Origin of the sequence: Rhizobium sp. SYY.PMSO, from assembly GCF_046840415.1 — a bacterium.
GTDB lineage: Bacteria > Pseudomonadota > Alphaproteobacteria > Rhizobiales > Rhizobiaceae > Rhizobium.
This window is the reverse complement of the sequence record NZ_CP177350.1, coordinates 1709141-1727323: the sequence shown is the minus strand read 5'-3', so window position 1 is coordinate 1727323 and position 18183 is coordinate 1709141. Positions and strand designations below refer to the sequence as shown.

The window sequence follows — 18183 nt, the reverse complement described above, 5'->3', positions numbered from 1 at the left end:
AATTAACGCATCTGCAATATGATGGGGCTGCTGCTTGCCGGATCCGTGTGCTGGCGCAAGGATTTCACCTCGTCGGCGGTAACAGATCCGCCGCGGTTTCCCCAGGACGAACGGACGAACGTCAGGACGTCGGCGATCTGCTGGTCCGAGAGCTGCTGCCGGAACGGCGGCATGCGATAGGCGTCCGGAATGCCGTCTGCCACGATGCGGCCGGAACCGTTGAGGGTCACATTGATCTGCGATGCGTTTTCCTTTGCGAGCGATGCCGCGGAGCCGGCCAGCGGCGGAATCCATTGCTGCTTTCCGCGGCCATCGGCGCCGTGACAGAAGCTGCATTTCGCCATGAATGTCTGCGCGCCCGGAATCTGTTCGCGTGCGGGAAGCGCAACATTCCGGGCGGCGCCCTCGTCATATTGCCAGGGCGTGCCGTCACGCGCGGGATCGCCCGGCAGCAACTTCAGATAGTGGCTGATGGCCTTCAGATCGTCATCGGTCATGAACTGGGTCGAGTTGTTGAAGGCATCCGCCATGGAGCCGAAGACGACGGCGTGGCCGTTCCGGCCGTTCTTGAGGAAGGCATGGATATCGTCCTCGGTCCAGCGGCCGAGGCCGGTATTGGGATCGCCACGCAGGCTCGGCGCATACCAGCCGTCGAGAAGAGCGCCGGAAAGATAGAGCGGGCTGCTCTCGTCGAGCGCCTTTTCCGCCATGGTGATCGAGCGCGGCGTGTGGCAGCTGCCGCAATGTCCCGGGCCTTGAACGAGATAGGCGCCCCGGTTCCATCGATCGTCGCCGGCGGCTTTCTGCTCGTAGGTTCCGCCTTCGGTGAAGACCGCATTCCACAGCGCCAGCGGCCAGCGCATGTTCAGCGGCCATTCGATGCCGGAGGGCTTGTTCGGCTGCCGTACGGCTTCGACCCTGCCGGTGAAATAGGCGTAGAGCGCGCGGATATCGTCGTCGCTCATCTTGACATAGGACGGATAGGGCATCGCCGGATAAAGGCGATGTCCGTCGCGGGCGACGCCCTGACGGACGGCGCGGTCGAAATCGGCGAGCGTATAGGCGCCGATGCCGGTTTCCTTGTCCGGGGTGATGTTGGTGGTGAAGATCGAGCCGAGCGGCGTTCCCATCTCCAGCCCGCCGGCAAAAGGGGCGCTTTTCGGTGTGCTGTGGCAGGCCACGCAATCGCCGAGGCGCGCGACATATTCGCCGCGCTGCAACAGCTCCTCGGAGGGCGCCTGCATCGCAGCGACGTTGTCGAAGGGCGATACCGGCTTGCGGGTTGCGAACCACGCGATGCCGCCGGCAACAAGCACGACAATCAAAAGAAGAACCAGAAGAAATTTCTTCAAGGGTGAGCCCTCACGCCTTTGCTTCGGGATTTCGCACGCGGCTATCGAAGAAGCCTGCTACGCCGGCTCTCGGAGCAGGGAAGGGCCGAGAGCCGGAATCGTGCCTGACGCAGCGTCAGCCGCGTCTCAGCTTTCAAAGGTGTAGTTGGAGAGTGGCATGCTGCGTATCCGCTTGCCGGCCAGCGTGGAAACCGCATTGGCGACCGCCGGCGGAATGGCGGGAAGCCCCGGTTCGCCGATGCCGCCCATCTCGGCACCGCTTTCGACGATGCGGACATGCACACGGGCCATGCGGTCGGGCGGCAGGATCGGGTAGAGATCGTAGTTGCGCGCCACCGGCTCGCCGTTCTTGTAGACGGCTTCCTCCATCAGCACCTGCGACAATCCGAGAGCGGTCGCCGAATTGATCTGGGCTTCGATGATCGCCGGATTGACGATGCTGCCGGGATCGATCGCTTCCCAGACGTCGTGTACGACGACCTGCCCCCCGCGGATGGAGACTTCGGCGATCGCCGCCGTGTGGCTGCCGAAGGGAGAGGCCATCGCCACCCCCCGCGCACGCCGCGAACCGTCGTCTGCCGTGAAGGGGCCTCGCTTCCAGCCGCCGGAGAGATCGCCGACCGCTTTCAAGAGATTGCTCAGCCGCTCGTTGCCCTGCAAAAGCCTGGTGCGTAGCTCGTAGGGGTCCTGGCCGCCTTTGTCGGCCAATTCGTCCAGGAACGTTTCGTAGAAGAAGTCGTTCATGGAATTACCGACGGAGCGCCAATAGGCGAGCATCGTCGGGTTCTTCACATAGATCTGGGCGATGCGGCGGTTGGGGATGGCATAGGATTTGCCCGTCAGGCCCTCGAGCGCGGTCGGGTCCAGCGAGTTCTCCTTATGGCCGTAAACGCCTTCGGTCGGCCCTTCGCAGGCGCTAATCGCCTCAAGCGCAACCGGCATGCCATCGGCATCGAGCGCGCCGCGGAATCGCACCGCAGCCATCGGGCGCAGCGGGTCGCGCAGAAACTCCTCCTCGCGGCTCCAGATGAGCTTGATCGGACGCCCGACCTCCTTGGCAAGCCGGATGGCCTGTGGGTAGGGATTGGCGGAAGGATAGAGAAAGTGACGTCCGAAGAAGCCGCCGAGTAATGGACTATGCACCGTGATCTTCGATGCATCGAGGCCGGTAAGCTTGGCAATATCGGCCTGGAATTGCTCGGGCGCCTGGTTGGGCATCCAGACTTCCAGGCTGCCGTCCGCGTTGAACCGCGCCAGGGTGGACGGCGGCTCAAGCTGCGCGTGATGCACATATTGGCTCTTGTAGGTTGCGGAGACGATGGTCTTGGCGCTGGCGAACGCGCCGGCGGCGTCGCCCTTTTTTTCCGCATCCGTGCCTGGGCCGGGCTCGTTCGCGAGCCGCTCGCTGAAGGCAACGGTCGAAAAGTCGGCCGGCATGAGGCGAAGGGCCGGATTGGCGTCGGCGCCCGGCTCCCGCCAATCGACCTGCGCCGCCTCGGCCGCGCGCTTGGCGTTCCACCACCGTTCCGCAACGACGGCGACGGCGCCCGGCAGGCTGTGGACGGAATGGACGCCGGGCATGGCGCGAAGCTGATCCTCGTTGCGGATGCGAGCGATGATCAGCCCAAGTCGCGGGGCGTGCTGGACGGCGGCGTGCAGCATGCCGTCCACCTTGCAATCTATCGCGTAGACCGCCTTGCCCGTCGACTTGTTGTAGACGTCCAGCCGTTCGACCGGCTTGCCGATCCAGCGGAAGGTGCTCGGGTCCCTGAGCGTCACGCTCTCAGGCGCCGGAACCGGTAGATCCAGCGCCTCGGCGGCGACGTCGCCATAAGCAAGACTTCTCCCTGATGCGGCATGGAGCACACGGCCGGGCTCGGTCGTCAGTTCGGTGATGGGCGCGTTCAGGCGGCTGGCGGCGGCCTGCAGGATCATGTTGCGCGCCAGGGCGCCGAGCCGGCGCATGGTCTCGTAGCTCGTGCGCACCGACATGCTGCCGCCGGTGATGCGCATCTTGCCGTGCACGACCAGATAGTCGCTGCCGGTCGGCGCGTTTTCGACGACGAAGGTTTGCGGATCGGCATCGAGTTCTTCACCGACGATCTGGGCCATTGCCGTGAAGACGCCCTGACCGCCTTCGACGAAGGGGCTCATGAAACGGATGGTGCCATCGGGACGGATTTCGAGAAATGCGGGAACGCGCGTGCCGGGCGGCATGGCGGCTGCGGCCTGCTGGGCGCGCGCCGGGCCGACCGGAACGCCGAAGCCAAGGACGAACGCGCCGGCTGCGGCACCCGCGGAGGTCAGGAGAAAGTGCCGGCGCGAGATATTGACCGGAGATCCGGTCGGAAATTCGTCTTTGGGAACGAGATTGCGGCTGGACTCCGTCATAGCGCTTCTCCTTCTTTCGAGGAGAGGTCCTGAACCGCCGCCTTGATGGCGTTGTAGGTTCCGCATCGACAGAGATTGATCATCGCCGCGGCGATCTCGTCGTCGGAGGGGTTGGGCGTTTGTTTCAGGAGCGCGGTCGCCGCCACGACCTGCCCCGATTGACAGTAACCGCATTGCGGGACCTGATGCTTGACCCAGGCGGCGACCACCCGCTTGCCGATCGGGTCCTTCTCGATCGCCTCGATCGTCGTGACCTGACGGCCGGCGACGCTGTCGACCGGCGTGACGCAGGAGCGAACGACCTCCCCGTCGATGAGGACCGAACAGGCGCCGCATTGCGCCAGTCCACAGCCGTATTTCGTGCCGGTCATGCCCAGTTCGTCACGAATGATCCAAAGGAGCGGCGTGTCTCCGTCGGAGGTGATCTGGTAGGACTGGCTGTTGATTTGAAGATTCATGAAGCGCCTCCTGAGGCTTTCGATCGCGAGCCGTCGATGCCGGGCACTACTATGCGACGATCTGGTTTCCCGACAAGCGGACGACACACAGTTCAGGCTCACAAGCCGGAACTATAGCACCGAATTCTCTTCGCCAAAAAGATTGGAATGTGAATCGTGATAACGGTCAGAAGTTGCGTTCGCAGAGCCGTGGCGCGCTTTCGCGGATGCGGGCACCGTGTCTCGCCGTCGAGCGTGGCTCCGTGCCCTTCCGGGTCGGTATCCTGTTGTTTTCAATGCATGATCGCGCAGCTGTGGTCCTGCACATCCTCGCCGCCCATGCCAAGCGTGGCAATATCCGTCAGCACGATGAAGCCGGGGCCGTCGGCGAAATTGGCGCCGGCCACCACGAGATTGTGATCGCCCATTTCCTTTGCCGGATCCTTCAGCGTCTTGGCGAGTGCCAGGACCGGATTGAAATCGCCCAGCGTCTCGCCCTTGACGCGGATTGCCGAGAATTTGTGCCCGGCAATGGTGTCGGGAAGGGGCGCCCAATCCGCGCCGATCTTGTCGGCATCGGCTTTCAGGATGGCCCGGGCATCCGCGCTGAGGCAATCGATATGGATATGCAGCTGGTTTTGCGTGCGGGCCCGGAGCGCGTTGATGGCGAGGCTCAGACCGTCACGCGGGACCGGGCGCGGCAGCCGGGCATTGACGTCGGCCCGCTCGGCCCAGGCATCGGCGAGGAAATTATGCGTTGACGGATCGAGAAGCGCCGGGCTCTCCATGCCGGTGATCTTGTCGGTGGGAATGAGGAGGACTTGCGCAACGCCTCGCAGATCCTTCAGCACGGCGTAATGTTCGGCCTCATTGACCGAAAGGCACGGCGCGGTCTGCACGACGCATTTTTCATGCACGATTTTCCACAGCACGTCGGAGTCGGCAAAGGCCGGAGCAAAAAGAAGGGGAAGGAAGGAGGCGGCGAGAGCCGTGACGCGGCGCGAGATTGTCATGGCATGAAATTCCCTGGTTCAAACGATCCGGCTCTTCGAAAGTCCGGAGGGCTTAGCACAGGCCTATTAGGCGGATGTGACGGTTCGGAGGCTGCGTACGTCAAATCCGGCCGGATGGATGGCGTGAAGGTTGCAATATCAGTTTCGTTTCATCTTGGCTTCAGGCCGCTTTCAGTTTCGTTGCCTACATGGCAGGAGCCGGGGAAAACCATGCCTCGCCTCAGGATGGAAAGGTATCGGTCAGATCCTGGCTACAGCCCTTCGGACCCCTGCGACGGGGTGTTCGCAACGCTCGACCGCCGCGATCGATCGCAGGTCGACATATTCTGGAGCTTAAAATGGGTATCGGAAAATTGATCGAGGAAGTCGCGGGAGCCGTCGCTGCCGAGGATGCTGCAGAGGCTGTCGACCCGAATGCCGGCTTCGTAACGAAGGCCGCCGCCGCCGTCGCCGGCTTCGAAGGCGTCAACAAGCTGACCGACGGACTGAAGGAAAAAGAGCAGGAGCCGGGCGCGGAGAGCGCCGGCGACCAGAACGGCTGATCGTCAGCAGCGTTGTTTCATACAGGCTCAGGCTTGTTATTCATGTCCCACCCCATGCCCGTTCAGGCGGCGCCATCTCCAGAGGAATTTTGATGAAAATCTCCAGAACACTCGCACTTCTTGGCGCGCTCGCCTTTGCCGGATCGGCTTTCGCGGCCTCCCCGGCTCCAGCTCCCGCCGCAACGACAGCCACCACGCCGGCCGCGGCTTCGACGACCGTCAAGCCCGCTGCAACGGCAACGACGGACAAGCAGGCCGTTTCGAAGAAGTGCTCGGCCGACGCCGATGCCAAGGGCCTGCACGGAAAAGCCCGCAAGAAATTCCGCGCGGATTGCAAGGCAGCTTCGAAGAAGAAGAGCTGACGTATCAATTCATTGCAAATCGACTTGGAAGCCGGGATCTCGCATCCCGGCTTTTTGCTTTTTGCCCGCAGTCGTTGCAACATCCCGCTGCGCGGCGGACGTGCCGCCATGCGGGCCCGCCGCGCTCAGGCGGGTCACTGCACCCATCGAAAGCATTCTTGCCATCGATTCTTGCCCGGAATGTCAGGGCTTGACGAAAACAAACCAGGGATTAGTTTAAACGGAGGCGCCTCCGTTTATTGATGTTGCGCCTTACGTCCTGATTCCGATGAGCCGGCCGCTGAGAGGAAATGCTGGCGGTTCGTCTTCCTGAGAAAATCATACAGCAAACCGGTGGACCGACGAATAGACTCTACCAGATTTCGTAGGTCTGATCTTCGTGACGATGGCAGGAGCTTATTATGACGCGAACCATCCATATCGCCCTCGATATCAACGGGCAGCGACACGAACTCGATATCGAGCCGCGCGTGACGCTGCTCGATGCGCTGCGCGAGCATCTTTCGCTTACCGGCACGAAGAAGGGGTGCGACCAGGGCCAGTGCGGCACCTGCACCTGCCATGTCGACGGCAAGCGCGTGCTCTCCTGTCTGACGCTTGCCGCGCAGGCCGAGGGCCGCAAGGTCACGACGATCGAGGGCATTGCCGGCGAGAGCGGCGATCTGCATCCCGTGCAGGCCGCGTTCATCGAACACGATGCCTTTCAGTGCGGCTACTGCACGCCGGGCCAGATCATGTCGGCGGTTGCCTGCATTCGCGAGGGACATGCCGGGTCGGATGCGGAGATCCGCGAATACATGTCCGGCAATCTCTGTCGGTGCGGGGCCTATAACAGCATCGTTGCGGCGGTGCGCCAGGCAGCGGAGGCGGCCTGATGCGGAACTTCTCCTATCTGCGCGCGACTTCTGCCACTGAAGCCGGCCAGGCAGCCCAACAAGCGGGCGCCATGCTGCTGGCTGGCGGCACAACCCTGCTCGATCTTGCCAAATGCGGCGTCAGCGAACCCGAAACGGTGATCGATATCACCCATCTTTCCGGGATGGGCAGCATCGTGGTCGATACAGCCGGTGCAAGGATCGGTGCTCTTGCCAGGATGAGCGAGGTCGCCGATCACAAGGATATTCGTGCGGCCTTTCCGGCGGTTTCGGAATCGCTGTCGCTCGCGGCCTCGGCCCAACTTCGCAACATGGCGACGATCGGCGGCAATCTCCTGCAGCGGACGCGCTGTTCCTATTTTCGCGATCCGGGCGCCTTCCCCGCCTGCAACAAGCGCAATCCCGGTTCCGGCTGCTCGGCAATCGGCGGCGTCACGCGCAATCATGCGGTGCTCGGCACGAGCGAGGCTTGCATCGCCTCCTATCCCGGCGATCTGGCGGTCGCCCTGGTCGCCTTCGATGCCGTGGTCGAGACGGATAGCCGCAAGCTTGCCATTGACGACTTTTTTCTCTGTCCCGGCGACACGCCGGATAGGGAAACGCTCCTTCAGCGCGGCGAAATCATCATCGCAATCGATATCCCTGCTTCCGCCGCTGCGCGAAACTCCACCTATCTGAAGGTCCGCGACCGGCAGTCCTATGAATTCGCTGCCGCAAGTGCCGCTATTGGCCTCGAGCTCGAAGCCGATGGCAGAACGATCCGCGACATCCGTGTGGCATTGGGCGGGGTTGCCGCCAAACCCTGGCGGGCGCGAGCCGTCGAGCAGGCGCTCGTCGGCAAGGCGCTTGAGGCCGATGCCGTGGAAAAGGCCGGCCGTCTCGCCATGGAGGGTGCCGTCGCGCATGGCGGCAACCGTTACAAGATCGAACTTGCGCAGCGCGTCGTCGCTCGCGCCATTCTGAAGATGGGAGGCCTCGCATGACCATGATGGAACCCCGCAAGCATGGGGATGCTTCCGACGGCACGGTCGGCGGTCGTCAATCGCGCTTCGAAGGCAATATGAAGGTCATGGGTACGGCGACTTACGCGCTGGAATATCCCGTCGAAAACCTCGCCCACGCCGTCCTCGTTCAAAGCACCATTCCGGCCGGGCGCGTCGTGAAGGTTGATGCCTCAGCGGCACTTGCAATGCCGGGCGTGCTGCTGGTCCTGACGCCGGAGGATGATCTCGGTCTCAAGCTCGGCGGCGACTGGGGCGGCAACAAGCCCGTCGAGGGACCCTATTATCCGCTGCCGCGCGAGGTGCAGTTCAACGGCCAGTCGATTGCCGCCGTCGTGGCCGAAAGCCGCGAACAGGCGACCGAAGCCGCCAGGCTGGTGCGCGTCACCTACGAGGAAAGCGAGCATGTCGCCGATCTCAACGATCCGAATGCCGGCGAAGGCAAGCTCATGGAGCCACTCTCGTCCAGCTGGGGCGATGCCGAGGCGGCGCTCGCCGCGTCTCCGGTCAGGATCGAGGCGGAGTATTCGACGCCGCGGGAATATCATGTGGCTATGGAGCCGCATGGCCTCACGGCGAAATGGGATGGCGACCAGCTGACCATATGGGAGCCGAGCCAGTGGTCGCATGGCATGGCGCGCATGTATTCCGAATGGTTCGACATGCCCTATGAAAATGTCCGGATCATCTCGCCCTTCATCGGCGGCGGTTTCGGATCGAAGGGGCAACCGCTTGCCTATGGTGCTGTGGCGATCGCGGCGGCAAGGAAGCTTGGCCGGCCGGTGAAGCTCGCGGTCACACGGCCGCAGAATTTTACCAGCTACGGCGGTCGCGCCGCGACCAGACAGAAGATCGCGCTCGGAGCGACGCAGGACGGCGTCCTGCAGGCGATCGTCCATCGCGGCGCCAGCGAGACCTCCATCTATGCCGATTGGCCGGAGCAGACGGGGGCGGCGACCTCGATCCTCTACAAGGTCGAGAATTTTTCCTCGCAGCATCGCATCGTGCCGGTCAACAGCGTGACGCCAGGCGCCTTGCGCGGACCGGGCAAAAACCCGAGCGCCTATGGCATCGAATGCGCGATCGAGGAGCTTGCCTACAAGCTCGGCATGGATCCGCTGGAAATCCGGCTGAAAAACTATGCCGATCACGACTACCAGTCCGGCAAGCCATGGTCGACACGACGGCTGCGTGAAGCGCTGACAGAGGGCGCCGAAGCTTTCGGCTGGGCGCGACGCAGCCACGCGCCGCGTTCGATGCGGGACGGCAAGACCCTGATCGGCTGGGGCATCGGTTGCGGCACCTTCCCGGTCATCCGCGCACCGAGCGAGGCGATGATCCGTATTCTCGCGAACGGCCGGGTCGAGGTCGTCAGCGGCGCCATCGACATGGGGCAGGGGACCTATACGATCCTCGCCCAGAGCGCTGCGGAAGTCTTCGGCATTCCGGTCGAGCAAGTCGAGGTGCATCTCGGCGATTCACGCCTGCCGGGCTCGGCGATTGCCGGCGGCTCGATGCTGGCCGGCTCGATCATGGGAGCCGTTCACAAGGCTGCGGTTGCAGCCCGTGACGAACTTATCGGGCTTGCGCTCAGCGATGCCAATTCGCCGTTCCGTGAGACGGGCGCGAACACGCTGAATTTCGCCGAAGGCCGCATCGCAGCGCCACGCGGCGAAACCCCGTCGCTCACGCTGGCGGAACTGATGTCGGCGCTCAAGCGCGAGGAGATCGAAGTCCGGCGCAACACCCTGCCTGATGGCGCAAATGCCCAGGAGCAGCTTCAGGCATGGACCACCATGGCGAAAGTGCAAGGGCCGACCATGGGCGATTATTCCATGCACAGCTGGTGCGCCCATTTCGCCGAAGTGCGGATCGACGAGGATTTCGGCACGGTGCGCGTCTCGCGCATGGTTTCCGCCTTCGATTGCGGCCGCCTCTACAATCCGCGGCTGGTCGAAAGCCAGTGGCGCGGCGGCATCATCATGGGGATCGGTCAGGCGCTTCTGGAGGAAGGGCTGGTCGATCCGCGCAACGGGCGAACCGTCAACAACAATGTGGGCGATTACCTCGTGCCGACGAATTCGGACATTCCGGATATTCAGGTAATCTCCGTCGGTGTGCCGGACCGTCATGCCTCGGCGCTCGGCGGAAAGGGCGTCGGCGAAGTTGGCATCGTCGGCGTGGCGCCTGCCATTGCCAATGCCGTGTTCCATGCGACCGGCAAGCGCATCCGCGATCTGCCGATCACCTTGGAGAAGCTGATTTGATCTTGCTGCGTTCGAGCCGCACTGTGCGAGCGTGCGGCTCGAATGCTCAGGACGCATGGTCCTTTAAAATTTCTCGCCCGTTTTCGTATTTCCATGACCTCGGCGTTGCCGTTTCGGCAATGAAAAGGCCGAAAATTGGTGCTTCTTCAGAACGCCCCCTTTTGCCATAGTTCATCGAACGCGCCGTTCAGAGCGCAGTGAGGCGAACATCATGGCTTACGTGATCACCGAGCCCTGCATCGATACGAAAGACGGTGCCTGCACCGTGGCCTGTCCGGTGGATTGCATCTACGAGGGCGGACGGATGTTCTACATCCAGCCGGAGGAGTGCATCAATTGCGGGCTCTGTCTCTCCGTCTGTCCGGTCGATGCTATTCTATGGGATGAGGAAATGCCGGCGGAGCGCTTGTTTCTGCGCGACGTCAACCGCGATTTCTTCGCCGGTGACGTTACCGGCTGGGGCGCACCGGGCGGCTGGGACAAAAGCCGCACCACCAGTCTCGATCATCCCTTCGTCGCGGCTTATGGCGGTGCTTCCGAAAAGCGCATGTGATGCCGTGACGCCTTGAACAAGCATCGCGGCCGGGATCCGAACTGCGGTTGCCGCTTTTTACCGGATTCAGGAAACGCCGGACCAGGCGGCATAATAGCTGCGCGTCGCTTCCGACAAGGCCCGCACGAGAGGACGTTGTTTCTGAAGCCGCGGCAGATCGGCTCTTGCCTGCGTCGACAACTCGGACAAGGCCGCATCGAAGTCGACGCTTGTCAGCCTTCCCTCGCGCATCACCTCGCGGCCGGCGACAACGAGCCCTTTGGCATGTCGCGCGCTCATGCGGGTCAGCAGCACGTCCGCCTCGTCGACATCGTCGAAAAGCGACTCGTCGATGAGCGCCTGATAGTCGACGATCGTGAAGTCTTCCGCGCTCCTTGCATTGACGACCTGACGGCCGACGCGGATCGCGGCATCGAATATATCCCCGGTCGCCAGCTGCCTGGTCAGACCGCGACCGCCCTGCAGGAGATAAAGAAGCCGCATCTCGCGCCATAGATCCTGATCGTCATCCAATCCGGTGCCGTCGAGGCCGATGGCGAAGGCCGGGCCGCCGCGTTCGATCGTCGATGCGATCGGGGCGACGCCTGAGCGCAGACGCAGATTGGCCGCGGGATTGCTGACGATCTGTACGCCGCGCCCGGCAAGCAACTCCAATTCGTCGGGGCGCAGCTGCACACCATGGGCAACGGCGAGCCTTGGCGAAAGGAAGCCTATTCTGTCGAGATAACTGACAACGCCCTCCGGGAAGCGCCGGTCGAGCCATACACGTTGGCGCGGACTTTCGAGCAGATGCATATGAATGCGCCGGTCATGGGACGCGGAGGCTTCGGCAATGGCTTCCAGAAGCGCGTTCGAGCACCATTGCGGCCCGATCGGTCCATACTGCACGTCGACCAGCGGACCGGTATTGGCAGCCGCTACCGCCTCGACGGCGTCAAGTTGCGTGCGGATCGGGGCATAGTCGGGAATGGTTCCGGCGAGCGCATTCCAGTCATGTTCGGAAAGAAACGGCCTCAGCCGTTGCGGGCCGCCATCATAGGCCCAGGCGTCATGGTCGAGCAGCGGACAGGAGAGCGCAAGCCGGATGCCGATGTCGCCGGCGGCCCGCACGACCGCACCTGCCTCATCGATCAGGCGATCGACGTTCAATGAGTTATGGCAATGCATCGTGGCGCCGATGCCGGTTCTGGCGAGCCGCCCGAAGGCGACGAGCGCTTCCAGGTAAGGGTCGGTGCGCGGCCGCAGCCTCAGGCCCGGTATCCATGCTTCCAGGGCGTCATCGAGCGCGCCGAAATCGAGGGTGCGGATGCCGTAGCCATGGTCATGCGCGTTGACCGGGGAAGGCAAGACCAGGTCGCCGCGTTGCAGACGAACGGATCGGAGTGCCGGCGGAAGCTCGGCCTCCTCCTCGATCCTCCGGGCCGGCGCATGACCCGGATCAAGCAACAACCGCATGGCCATAGTCCTTTCCCTCTATCGCGAGACCAGCCTGTTGATCTTCTCGGCAAATTTCGACAGCTCTTCGCCCATCGATTGGGCGACGACCTCCGTCGCATGGGTAAGCTGGCGGCGGCGCGAGACGACGATGCCGACTTCGAGATTCTGAAGCTTCGATCCGGCGATCGAAAGGGCGACGGCATCGCCGGCCTCCAGCTCGCGCAGCAGCCCGAGCGGCGTGAAGAAGGCAACGCCTTCGCCGGCGAGGATCATGGGTTTGAGCATCATCTGGTTGTTCGTCGCGACCAATGTGCGCCCGACGCGGTTGAGCGCGCCGAGTTCGACGGCGATCATCGAGCTCATGACCTCGTTGTCGAGCTGCAGCAGCATGTTGAACTGGGCGCATTCCTGCAGCGTTACCGATCTTTGCCGCGCGAGCGGATGGCTTTTGGCGACGATCGCCATCAACGGCATGCGCACGCCATGGATCAGCTTCATGTCGTGCGGCCGGGCGAGATCGAAAGTGACGCCGATGTCGACATCGCCTTCGGCGAGAAAGCGGAAGATATTGTTGTAATTATCGGTGCGGATACGAAAATCCACTGCCGGATGCTTCTTGTGGAAGCCGGAGACGAATTCCGGCAGGAACTGGATCGCGAGGCTGTCCAGGGCGGCGATATGGACCCGGCCGGTATTCTTGCCATGGAGATCGCCGAGATTGGATTTCATGATCTCATATTCGTGCAGCGTGTCCTTGGCGTGCCGCAGCACGATTTCTCCGGCGGACGTCAGCCGCAAGCCGTCGGAGAAGCGTTCGAACAGCGGCGTTCCAAGTTCGTCTTCCAGCTTCTTGATCTGGCGGCTGACGGCCGAGGTTGCCACATGCAGCTCGTCGGATGCCTTGCGGATCGACCCGGAGCGTGCGACCTCGGCGAAATACTTCAGGATGCTGGCATGCATGAAAGGCCCTCGGCAATCTCGAAGCTATAGCATGCCTATCTGCCGCGCCAAACGGGCGCCCGCTTCTCGCGAAAAGCTGTAACGCCCTCCATGGCATCCTCGCTTTTCAGAGCCTTGATCAGAGCCGGCGTTCTGAGCGCCTGTGCTTCGGCCGGGCTTAGATGCGCCGTGCGATTAACCGTCTGCTTGATTGCCCGCAGCGACAGCGGCGCACAGGCGACGATGTCTGCGACCCAGCGATCGACGGCAGCGTCCAGTTCGGCTGCCGGCACGACCTCGTTGACGATGCCATAGCCTGCCATTTCCTGCGCGCCGAACTGCCGCCCCGTCAGCATCACCGCCATGGCGCGGTTGAACGGAATCTTGCGTTGTAAAAGCACCATGCCGCCATCGAGCGGCATGCGGCCAACGCGCGCTTCCGGCAGGCCGAAACGGGCCGTTTCCACCGCAATGACGATATCGCAGCCGAGCACCATTTCGAAGCCGCCGCCCAGCGCGTAGCCGTTGACGCGGGCGATGACGGGCACGTCGAGCGAGCGGCGGAAGGCGAGGCCGCCGAAGCCGTTTTCCCGGCCGACCGTCCAGTAATCGACGCCGGAACTGCCGCTTCCGCCTTTGAGGTCGGCGCCTGCGCAAAACGCCTTTTCGCCGGAACCGGTCAGAACGACGCAGCTGATGTCGTCACGCCTCTCGATCTCCGTCCAGATCGCTTCCAGCCTCGCTTCGGTCTCCGCATCGACTGCGTTCATCCGATCCGGCCGGTCGAGCGTGACGCGGGCGACGCGGTCTTCTACCGTGAAGGAAACGCTCATGCCGCATCCCCCCGCAGCTCTGAAAGCGATGCCAGGATTTCCTCGTTATGCTGGCCAAGCTGCGGCGGCGCAATCCGCACGGTCACCTGTGCGGCCGACATGTCGATCGGCGAACCGATGAGGCGGATTGGACCGGCGGCGGTCTCGCCGGCCTCGAGGATCATCTTGTTGATGATTGTCTGCTCGTCCTTCAGCGCTTCGGGAAGCGACCGCACCGGCGCGCAGAGGATGTCGACGCCTTCGAGCCGCTCTATCCAATGCGCGGTGCTGTTTCTGGCGAAATTCTCGCGGAAGATCGCCTGCAGCTCCGGCCGCCGCGCCATCTGGGCGTCGAAGTCCTTGTATTGCGGATATTGCGAGAGGTCCTCGATCTCGAGTGCCGCGCAGATGTCGCGCAGCGGGTTCGGCTTGAAGGCCCCGACCATGACGATTGCGCTGTCCGTCGTCTCGAAGACGCCCGTCAGCGGGAAAGCACCCCAGTTCAGGTCTCTCTGCCGCATCAGATGCGTCGTGCCTTCCTGCATCTGCATGGCGATCATGGAGTTGTAGAGGCTGACCGCCACCTGCTGGCCTTCGCCCGTCTTGTCGCGTTGCAGGAGAGCGAGCAGGATACCCTGGACGAGGTGCATGCCGGCCGAATAGTCGGCGAGCGGCGTTGCATAGATCGAGGTGGGGTGGCTGTTGTCCGACTTGCGGCGCATGACGCCCGAGACGGCTTGCGCCAGCACGTCCTGACCACCCTTGTGCTGATAAGGGCCCGTCAGCCCGAAGCCCGTGCCGACGGCATAGATCAGACGGGGATTGATCGCCTTCAAATCCTCATAGCCGAAGCCCATGCGCTCCATGACTCCCGGCCGGAAGTTGTTGACGACGACATCGGCCGTCTCCAGCAGCGTCAGAACGGTTCTGTTCGCCGTCGGGTCCTTCAGGTCCAGTGCCAGACTCTTCTTGTTGCGATTCAGGGAGCAGAAGACCGGATTGTTGAGGCCGTCCGGATCGGAACCGAGCGACCAACGCGAGAGATCGCCGATCTTCACCTTCTCGATCTTGATGACCTCGGCGCCGTAATCCGCAAGGACCTGCGTGCAGGAAGGCCCGAGCATGACCTGCGTGAAATCGATCACGCGGATTCCGTCGAGTGGCAAAGTCGTCATTCTGCTGCCTCCAAATATGTGGCGTTCTCCGAGGGGATGTCGCCGGGATCGGCGCCCTGAGCTCGCATCTGTTTCTGAATTGCGCGGATATCGGCCTTGCGAACGGTCGTCCCGGCATTGAGGGCGACGGTTGCGGCGACACCCGCCGCTTCGCCCATCGCCATGCAAGGCGGAATCTCGCGGCTGGATTTCTGTGCCTGTGGCGTTGCCGAATAGTGCCGGCCGGCGACGATCAGCTGGTCGATCTCCTTCGGCAGCATGGCGCGGTACGGCGTGTAATAATCACGGCCGCGGCAGACCGTGTCGGTAAAATGGCGGCGGGTCATGACGTCGTCCTTGGTAACGACATACGCGCCTTCCAGCAGCCGCGTCTGACGCACGCCCGTCTGCGGGGCGAAATCGACGACATAGGCATTCTCGAAGCCGGGCATCTTTTCCCGCGCGAAATCGAGGAGCTTCGCGATCCTTGAGCGACCCTCCATCTCGGCCTTCGTCAGGTCGTCGACCTTCAGGCCGCTCAAGGTCGGCATATGCGGGCAGTTCAGCCAGACGACGCCGGGCAGCGGTGTCTTCAGCCACCAGAAGGACCAGCAACCGCCGATCAGCCGCTTGGCTTCGTGATCGAGCGCCTTGAAGGCTTCCGGCTCCTGCTGTTCGAAGCGTTCCGCCGCTTCCGTATCGACGCCGCCCCAGCGCGACACCGTCGTCAGGATGAAGTTGGATTCGATGTGGGAAGCCCCAGCGCTTGCTGCCACGTCGAGATCACCCGTCGTGTCGATGACGACACCGCCAAGGATCGCCTGCATGCCTTCCTTGGTCTGGCAGATCACGCCTTTGATCGCACCGTCTTCGACGATCGCCGAGGAAAACCAGCTATGGGTCCTGAGCTTGATCCTGGCTTCGGCGATCATGTCGTAGGCTGCACGCTTGAAGGCGTCTGGATCGAAGGCGGCGGAAAAGCAGATCGGGTGCGGCATCGATTGCGTGTGGAAGTCGAAGAGTCCCCAGCGCGCCCAGCGCTGCCAGGCCTCCGACGTGTCGCGGAATTCGATCAGCCGATCGCGGTCCGTCGGCGTCACGCAGAGCCCCCAGCGCTTCATGCGCTCGATCATCTCCATGCAGATGCCGCGCACGGTGATTTCGAGCTCGTTGATCATGTCGTCGAGCACCAGCACCATGCCGCCGGCGGCAAGCCCGCCGACATAGGGGTAGCGTTCGAGAAGGGTGACGCTGGCGCCGTTGCGCGCGGCCGATACGGCTGCGGCAATCCCTGCCGGGCCACCGCCGACGACAACCACATCGGAGCGATCGACGACACGGATATCCCGTGCAGGCTGGTGAATAACCTGTTCCATTGGTGTTCCCTCGATGTTTTTAAGGCTTCAGTGCTGTCCGGCCGGTTTCCAGCGGATCATCCTCGCCTCCGCGACCGAGACGATGAAGAAGAGGATCACGGCGAGCAGCGCGGCAATGACGACCGTTGCGTAAAGCAGCGGCGAGCGGAAATTATAGGTCGCCTCGATGATGAGGGCGCCGAGCCCGAAACTGGAGCCGATCCATTCGGCGACGATCGCACCCATGACGCTGCTTGTCGCTGCGATCTTCAGGGCGGCGAAGAGGAATGGCAGCGAGCTTGGGAGGCGAACCTTCCAGAGGATTTCGGAGTTGCTGGCCGAAAGCACCCGCATGAGATCGAGCATGGCGGGGCTTGCGGAGCGAAGCCCCTGAACCATGTTGACCAGTGTCGGGAAGAAGCAGATCAGCCCGGCGATGATGATTTTCGGGGCGACGCCATTGCCGAAAATCAGGACGAGGATCGGCGCAAGTGCGATGATCGGGATCGCCTTGACGAAGACGGCGATCGGATAAAAGGCTTTCTCCGCGGTGGCGCTGTGGACGAACCAGATCGCCAGCAGAATGGCGACGAGGTTGCCGAACACGAAGCCGAGGACGGCTTCCAACACCGTCGGCAGCAAGTTGCGCGTCAGCATCGCGGCGTTGTCGCGAAAGGCCTGGAGGACATCGACGGGCCCCGGCGCCATGAAGGTCGGAATCTTGAAGATCCAGATGACCGCCTGCCAGAGCACGATGCAGCCGAGTGCCGCAAGGATCGCCGGCATGTGCGAATGAAGGACGCCGAAAGTCGCATCGAGAACGGCGACCTTGCGCGGCGCCTTGGCGACGTTGCGGATGTCGGAGTGCACGGCGTTGCTCATATGCATTCCTCCAGCAGTGCGCGCAGATGCGCAGTGACCTTGATGAAGTCGACCGTATCGCGCATCGCAAGCGCGCGGGGATAGGGAAGGTCGACCTTCATGAATTCCTTCACGCGGCCCGGATGGGCTTGCAGCATCAGCACATGCTGGCCGAGGAAGACCGCCTCTGGAATGGAATGGGTGACGAAGACGATGGTCGTGCCCGTTTCGCGCCAGATGCGCAGCAGTTCCTCGTTGAGCTTGTCGCGGGTGATCTCGTCCAGCGCGCCGAAGGGCTCGTCCATCAGCAAAATCCGCGGCTTCGTCACCAGGGCGCGAGCGATGGCGACACGCTGGCGCATGCCGCCTGACAGTTCGTGCGGCAAGGCTTTTTCGCGCCCCTTCAGGCCGACGAGAGCAAGCAGTTCTATGGGGTCGGCATAGGCGCTCTTGTCGTGCCTGCCGACTTCGAGTGGCAGGCGAACGTTGTCGATGACGCTGCGCCACGGCAGGAGCGTTGCCTCCTGGAAGACGAAGGCGAAGTCGCGGCCCTCGCGCGCCTGGCGCGGCGGCCGGCCGAACACCGAGACCGAACCGTCGCTGATATCGACGAGATCGGCGATACAGCGCAGAAGGGTCGACTTGCCGCAGCCGGACGGCCCGAGCATGGTAACGAACGATCCTTCGGGAATATCCACGGACACATTGGACAGGGCGGTGAACTCATTGCCCTTGTCTCCAAAGCGGATGTCGAGATCGCGAATGGAAACGGCGAGCCTTGCCGTTTCGGCAACGGGCAGCGGCTGTTTGACTGTAGCGGCGCTCATCATGG

Annotated in this window: 18 protein-coding genes; 6 read left to right on the top strand and 12 right to left on the bottom strand. The window is 62.9% G+C overall.

Features of this window, described 5'->3' with window-relative positions; translation table 11 throughout:
- Positions 1 to 2: 2 nt before the first annotated feature.
- From ACJJVH_RS26185 to ACJJVH_RS26170, 4 genes are all read right to left on the bottom strand, one after another.
- On the bottom strand, positions 3 to 1352 hold the full coding sequence (locus tag ACJJVH_RS26185) for a cytochrome c (RefSeq protein WP_113422503.1): 1350 nt from the start codon (positions 1350 to 1352) through the stop codon (positions 3 to 5).
- A 126-nt stretch (positions 1353 to 1478) separates the two neighbouring features.
- Positions 1479 to 3743, bottom strand: coding sequence for a molybdopterin cofactor-binding domain-containing protein (locus tag ACJJVH_RS26180; protein WP_412065538.1), 2265 nt, complete (start codon positions 3741 to 3743; stop codon positions 1479 to 1481).
- The gene (locus ACJJVH_RS26175; protein ID WP_112798855.1) at positions 3740 to 4201 is read right to left on the bottom strand and encodes a (2Fe-2S)-binding protein; all 462 of its coding nucleotides are present in this window, start codon (positions 4199 to 4201) and stop codon (positions 3740 to 3742) included. Before ACJJVH_RS26175 ends, ACJJVH_RS26180 begins: the two co-directional genes overlap by 4 nt.
- A gap of 272 nt (positions 4202 to 4473) precedes the next feature.
- A complete protein-coding gene (locus ACJJVH_RS26170) occupies positions 4474 to 5193 on the bottom strand; it encodes a CDP-diacylglycerol diphosphatase (RefSeq protein WP_113357273.1) in 720 nt (239 codons plus the stop codon).
- 338 nt (positions 5194 to 5531) lie between these two features.
- On the opposite strand from ACJJVH_RS26170, the gene ACJJVH_RS26165 reads away from it, so the two are divergent.
- Both ACJJVH_RS26165 and ACJJVH_RS26160 read left to right on the top strand, forming a co-directional pair.
- Entirely contained in the window at positions 5532 to 5735 is a 204-nt protein-coding gene (locus tag ACJJVH_RS26165; protein ID WP_412065537.1) for a hypothetical protein, read from the top strand.
- Between the two features lie 92 nt (positions 5736 to 5827).
- On the top strand, positions 5828 to 6097 hold the full coding sequence (locus tag ACJJVH_RS26160) for a PsiF family protein (RefSeq protein ID WP_112798849.1): 270 nt from the start codon (positions 5828 to 5830) through the stop codon (positions 6095 to 6097).
- Between the two features lie 9 nt (positions 6098 to 6106).
- On the opposite strand, the gene ACJJVH_RS26155 is transcribed toward ACJJVH_RS26160, so the two are convergent.
- Positions 6107 to 6244: a hypothetical protein gene (locus ACJJVH_RS26155; RefSeq protein ID WP_162751718.1), complete on the bottom strand. Its 138-nt coding sequence runs from the start codon at positions 6242 to 6244 to the stop codon at positions 6107 to 6109.
- Positions 6245 to 6498: 254 nt separating this feature from the next.
- Here ACJJVH_RS26155 and ACJJVH_RS26150 point away from each other — a divergent pair, with 254 nt between their 5' ends.
- The 4 genes from ACJJVH_RS26150 to fdxA all read left to right on the top strand — a co-directional run bounded on the left by ACJJVH_RS26150 (position 6499) and on the right by fdxA (position 10793).
- Positions 6499 to 6972: a (2Fe-2S)-binding protein gene (locus tag ACJJVH_RS26150; RefSeq protein ID WP_113393320.1), complete on the top strand. Its 474-nt coding sequence runs from the start codon at positions 6499 to 6501 to the stop codon at positions 6970 to 6972.
- Positions 6972 to 7955 carry an FAD binding domain-containing protein gene (locus ACJJVH_RS26145; protein WP_412065536.1) on the top strand — a complete coding sequence of 328 codons (984 nt, stop codon included), beginning with the start codon at positions 6972 to 6974 and terminating at the stop codon, positions 7953 to 7955. Before ACJJVH_RS26150 ends, ACJJVH_RS26145 begins: the two co-directional genes overlap by 1 nt.
- Entirely contained in the window at positions 7952 to 10240 is a 2289-nt protein-coding gene (locus ACJJVH_RS26140; protein WP_412065535.1) for a xanthine dehydrogenase family protein molybdopterin-binding subunit, read from the top strand. The genes ACJJVH_RS26145 and ACJJVH_RS26140 overlap by 4 nt, the downstream gene beginning before the upstream one ends.
- Positions 10241 to 10451: 211 nt before the next feature.
- Positions 10452 to 10793 carry a ferredoxin gene (gene fdxA, locus ACJJVH_RS26135; RefSeq protein ID WP_113370556.1) on the top strand — a complete coding sequence of 114 codons (342 nt, stop codon included), beginning with the start codon at positions 10452 to 10454 and terminating at the stop codon, positions 10791 to 10793.
- 66 nt (positions 10794 to 10859) lie between these two features.
- On the opposite strand, the gene ACJJVH_RS26130 is transcribed toward fdxA, so the two are convergent.
- From ACJJVH_RS26130 to ACJJVH_RS26100, 7 genes are read right to left on the bottom strand one after another with little or no spacing between them, the layout of a single operon-like run.
- Positions 10860 to 12254 carry an amidohydrolase family protein gene (locus ACJJVH_RS26130; RefSeq protein ID WP_412065534.1) on the bottom strand — a complete coding sequence of 465 codons (1395 nt, stop codon included), beginning with the start codon at positions 12252 to 12254 and terminating at the stop codon, positions 10860 to 10862.
- 12 nt (positions 12255 to 12266) lie between these two features.
- Positions 12267 to 13190, bottom strand: coding sequence for a LysR family transcriptional regulator (locus ACJJVH_RS26125; RefSeq protein ID WP_112798838.1), 924 nt, complete (start codon positions 13188 to 13190; stop codon positions 12267 to 12269).
- A gap of 35 nt (positions 13191 to 13225) precedes the next feature.
- Complete coding sequence (locus tag ACJJVH_RS26120) at positions 13226 to 14002, bottom strand: enoyl-CoA hydratase-related protein (protein WP_113357278.1); 777 nt, start codon at positions 14000 to 14002, stop codon at positions 13226 to 13228.
- Complete coding sequence (locus ACJJVH_RS26115) at positions 13999 to 15156, bottom strand: CaiB/BaiF CoA transferase family protein (protein WP_412065533.1); 1158 nt, start codon at positions 15154 to 15156, stop codon at positions 13999 to 14001. The genes ACJJVH_RS26120 and ACJJVH_RS26115 overlap by 4 nt, the downstream gene beginning before the upstream one ends.
- Entirely contained in the window at positions 15153 to 16511 is a 1359-nt protein-coding gene (locus ACJJVH_RS26110) for an FAD-dependent oxidoreductase (protein ID WP_412065532.1), read from the bottom strand. Before ACJJVH_RS26110 ends, ACJJVH_RS26115 begins: the two co-directional genes overlap by 4 nt.
- Positions 16512 to 16538: 27 nt before the next feature.
- Positions 16539 to 17372 carry an ABC transporter permease gene (locus tag ACJJVH_RS26105; RefSeq protein WP_112798832.1) on the bottom strand — a complete coding sequence of 278 codons (834 nt, stop codon included), beginning with the start codon at positions 17370 to 17372 and terminating at the stop codon, positions 16539 to 16541.
- Positions 17369 to 18181: an ABC transporter ATP-binding protein gene (locus ACJJVH_RS26100; protein ID WP_113503345.1), complete on the bottom strand. Its 813-nt coding sequence runs from the start codon at positions 18179 to 18181 to the stop codon at positions 17369 to 17371. The genes ACJJVH_RS26105 and ACJJVH_RS26100 overlap by 4 nt, the downstream gene beginning before the upstream one ends.
- Positions 18182 to 18183: the final 2 nt, after the last annotated feature.

What these genes read in the sequence shown, in the direction of transcription:
- ACJJVH_RS26180 (WP_412065538.1), bottom strand. Translation starts at nt 3,743, where the DNA reads ATGACGGAGTCCAGCCGCAATCTCGTTCCCAAAGACGAATTTCCGACC.
- ACJJVH_RS26175 (WP_112798855.1), bottom strand. Translation starts at nt 4,201, where the DNA reads ATGAATCTTCAAATCAACAGCCAGTCCTACCAGATCACCTCCGACGGA.
- ACJJVH_RS26170 (WP_113357273.1), bottom strand. Translation starts at nt 5,193, where the DNA reads ATGACAATCTCGCGCCGCGTCACGGCTCTCGCCGCCTCCTTCCTTCCC.
- ACJJVH_RS26165 (WP_412065537.1), top strand. Translation starts at nt 5,532, where the DNA reads ATGGGTATCGGAAAATTGATCGAGGAAGTCGCGGGAGCCGTCGCTGCC.
- ACJJVH_RS26160 (WP_112798849.1), top strand. Translation starts at nt 5,828, where the DNA reads ATGAAAATCTCCAGAACACTCGCACTTCTTGGCGCGCTCGCCTTTGCC.
- ACJJVH_RS26155 (WP_162751718.1), bottom strand. Translation starts at nt 6,244, where the DNA reads ATGGGTGCAGTGACCCGCCTGAGCGCGGCGGGCCCGCATGGCGGCACG.
- ACJJVH_RS26150 (WP_113393320.1), top strand. Translation starts at nt 6,499, where the DNA reads ATGACGCGAACCATCCATATCGCCCTCGATATCAACGGGCAGCGACAC.
- ACJJVH_RS26145 (WP_412065536.1), top strand. Translation starts at nt 6,972, where the DNA reads ATGCGGAACTTCTCCTATCTGCGCGCGACTTCTGCCACTGAAGCCGGC.
- ACJJVH_RS26140 (WP_412065535.1), top strand. Translation starts at nt 7,952, where the DNA reads ATGACCATGATGGAACCCCGCAAGCATGGGGATGCTTCCGACGGCACG.
- fdxA (WP_113370556.1), top strand. Translation starts at nt 10,452, where the DNA reads ATGGCTTACGTGATCACCGAGCCCTGCATCGATACGAAAGACGGTGCC.
- ACJJVH_RS26130 (WP_412065534.1), bottom strand. Translation starts at nt 12,254, where the DNA reads ATGGCCATGCGGTTGTTGCTTGATCCGGGTCATGCGCCGGCCCGGAGG.
- ACJJVH_RS26125 (WP_112798838.1), bottom strand. Translation starts at nt 13,190, where the DNA reads ATGCATGCCAGCATCCTGAAGTATTTCGCCGAGGTCGCACGCTCCGGG.
- ACJJVH_RS26120 (WP_113357278.1), bottom strand. Translation starts at nt 14,002, where the DNA reads ATGAGCGTTTCCTTCACGGTAGAAGACCGCGTCGCCCGCGTCACGCTC.
- ACJJVH_RS26115 (WP_412065533.1), bottom strand. Translation starts at nt 15,156, where the DNA reads ATGACGACTTTGCCACTCGACGGAATCCGCGTGATCGATTTCACGCAG.
- ACJJVH_RS26110 (WP_412065532.1), bottom strand. Translation starts at nt 16,511, where the DNA reads ATGGAACAGGTTATTCACCAGCCTGCACGGGATATCCGTGTCGTCGAT.
- ACJJVH_RS26105 (WP_112798832.1), bottom strand. Translation starts at nt 17,372, where the DNA reads ATGAGCAACGCCGTGCACTCCGACATCCGCAACGTCGCCAAGGCGCCG.
- ACJJVH_RS26100 (WP_113503345.1), bottom strand. Translation starts at nt 18,181, where the DNA reads ATGATGAGCGCCGCTACAGTCAAACAGCCGCTGCCCGTTGCCGAAACG.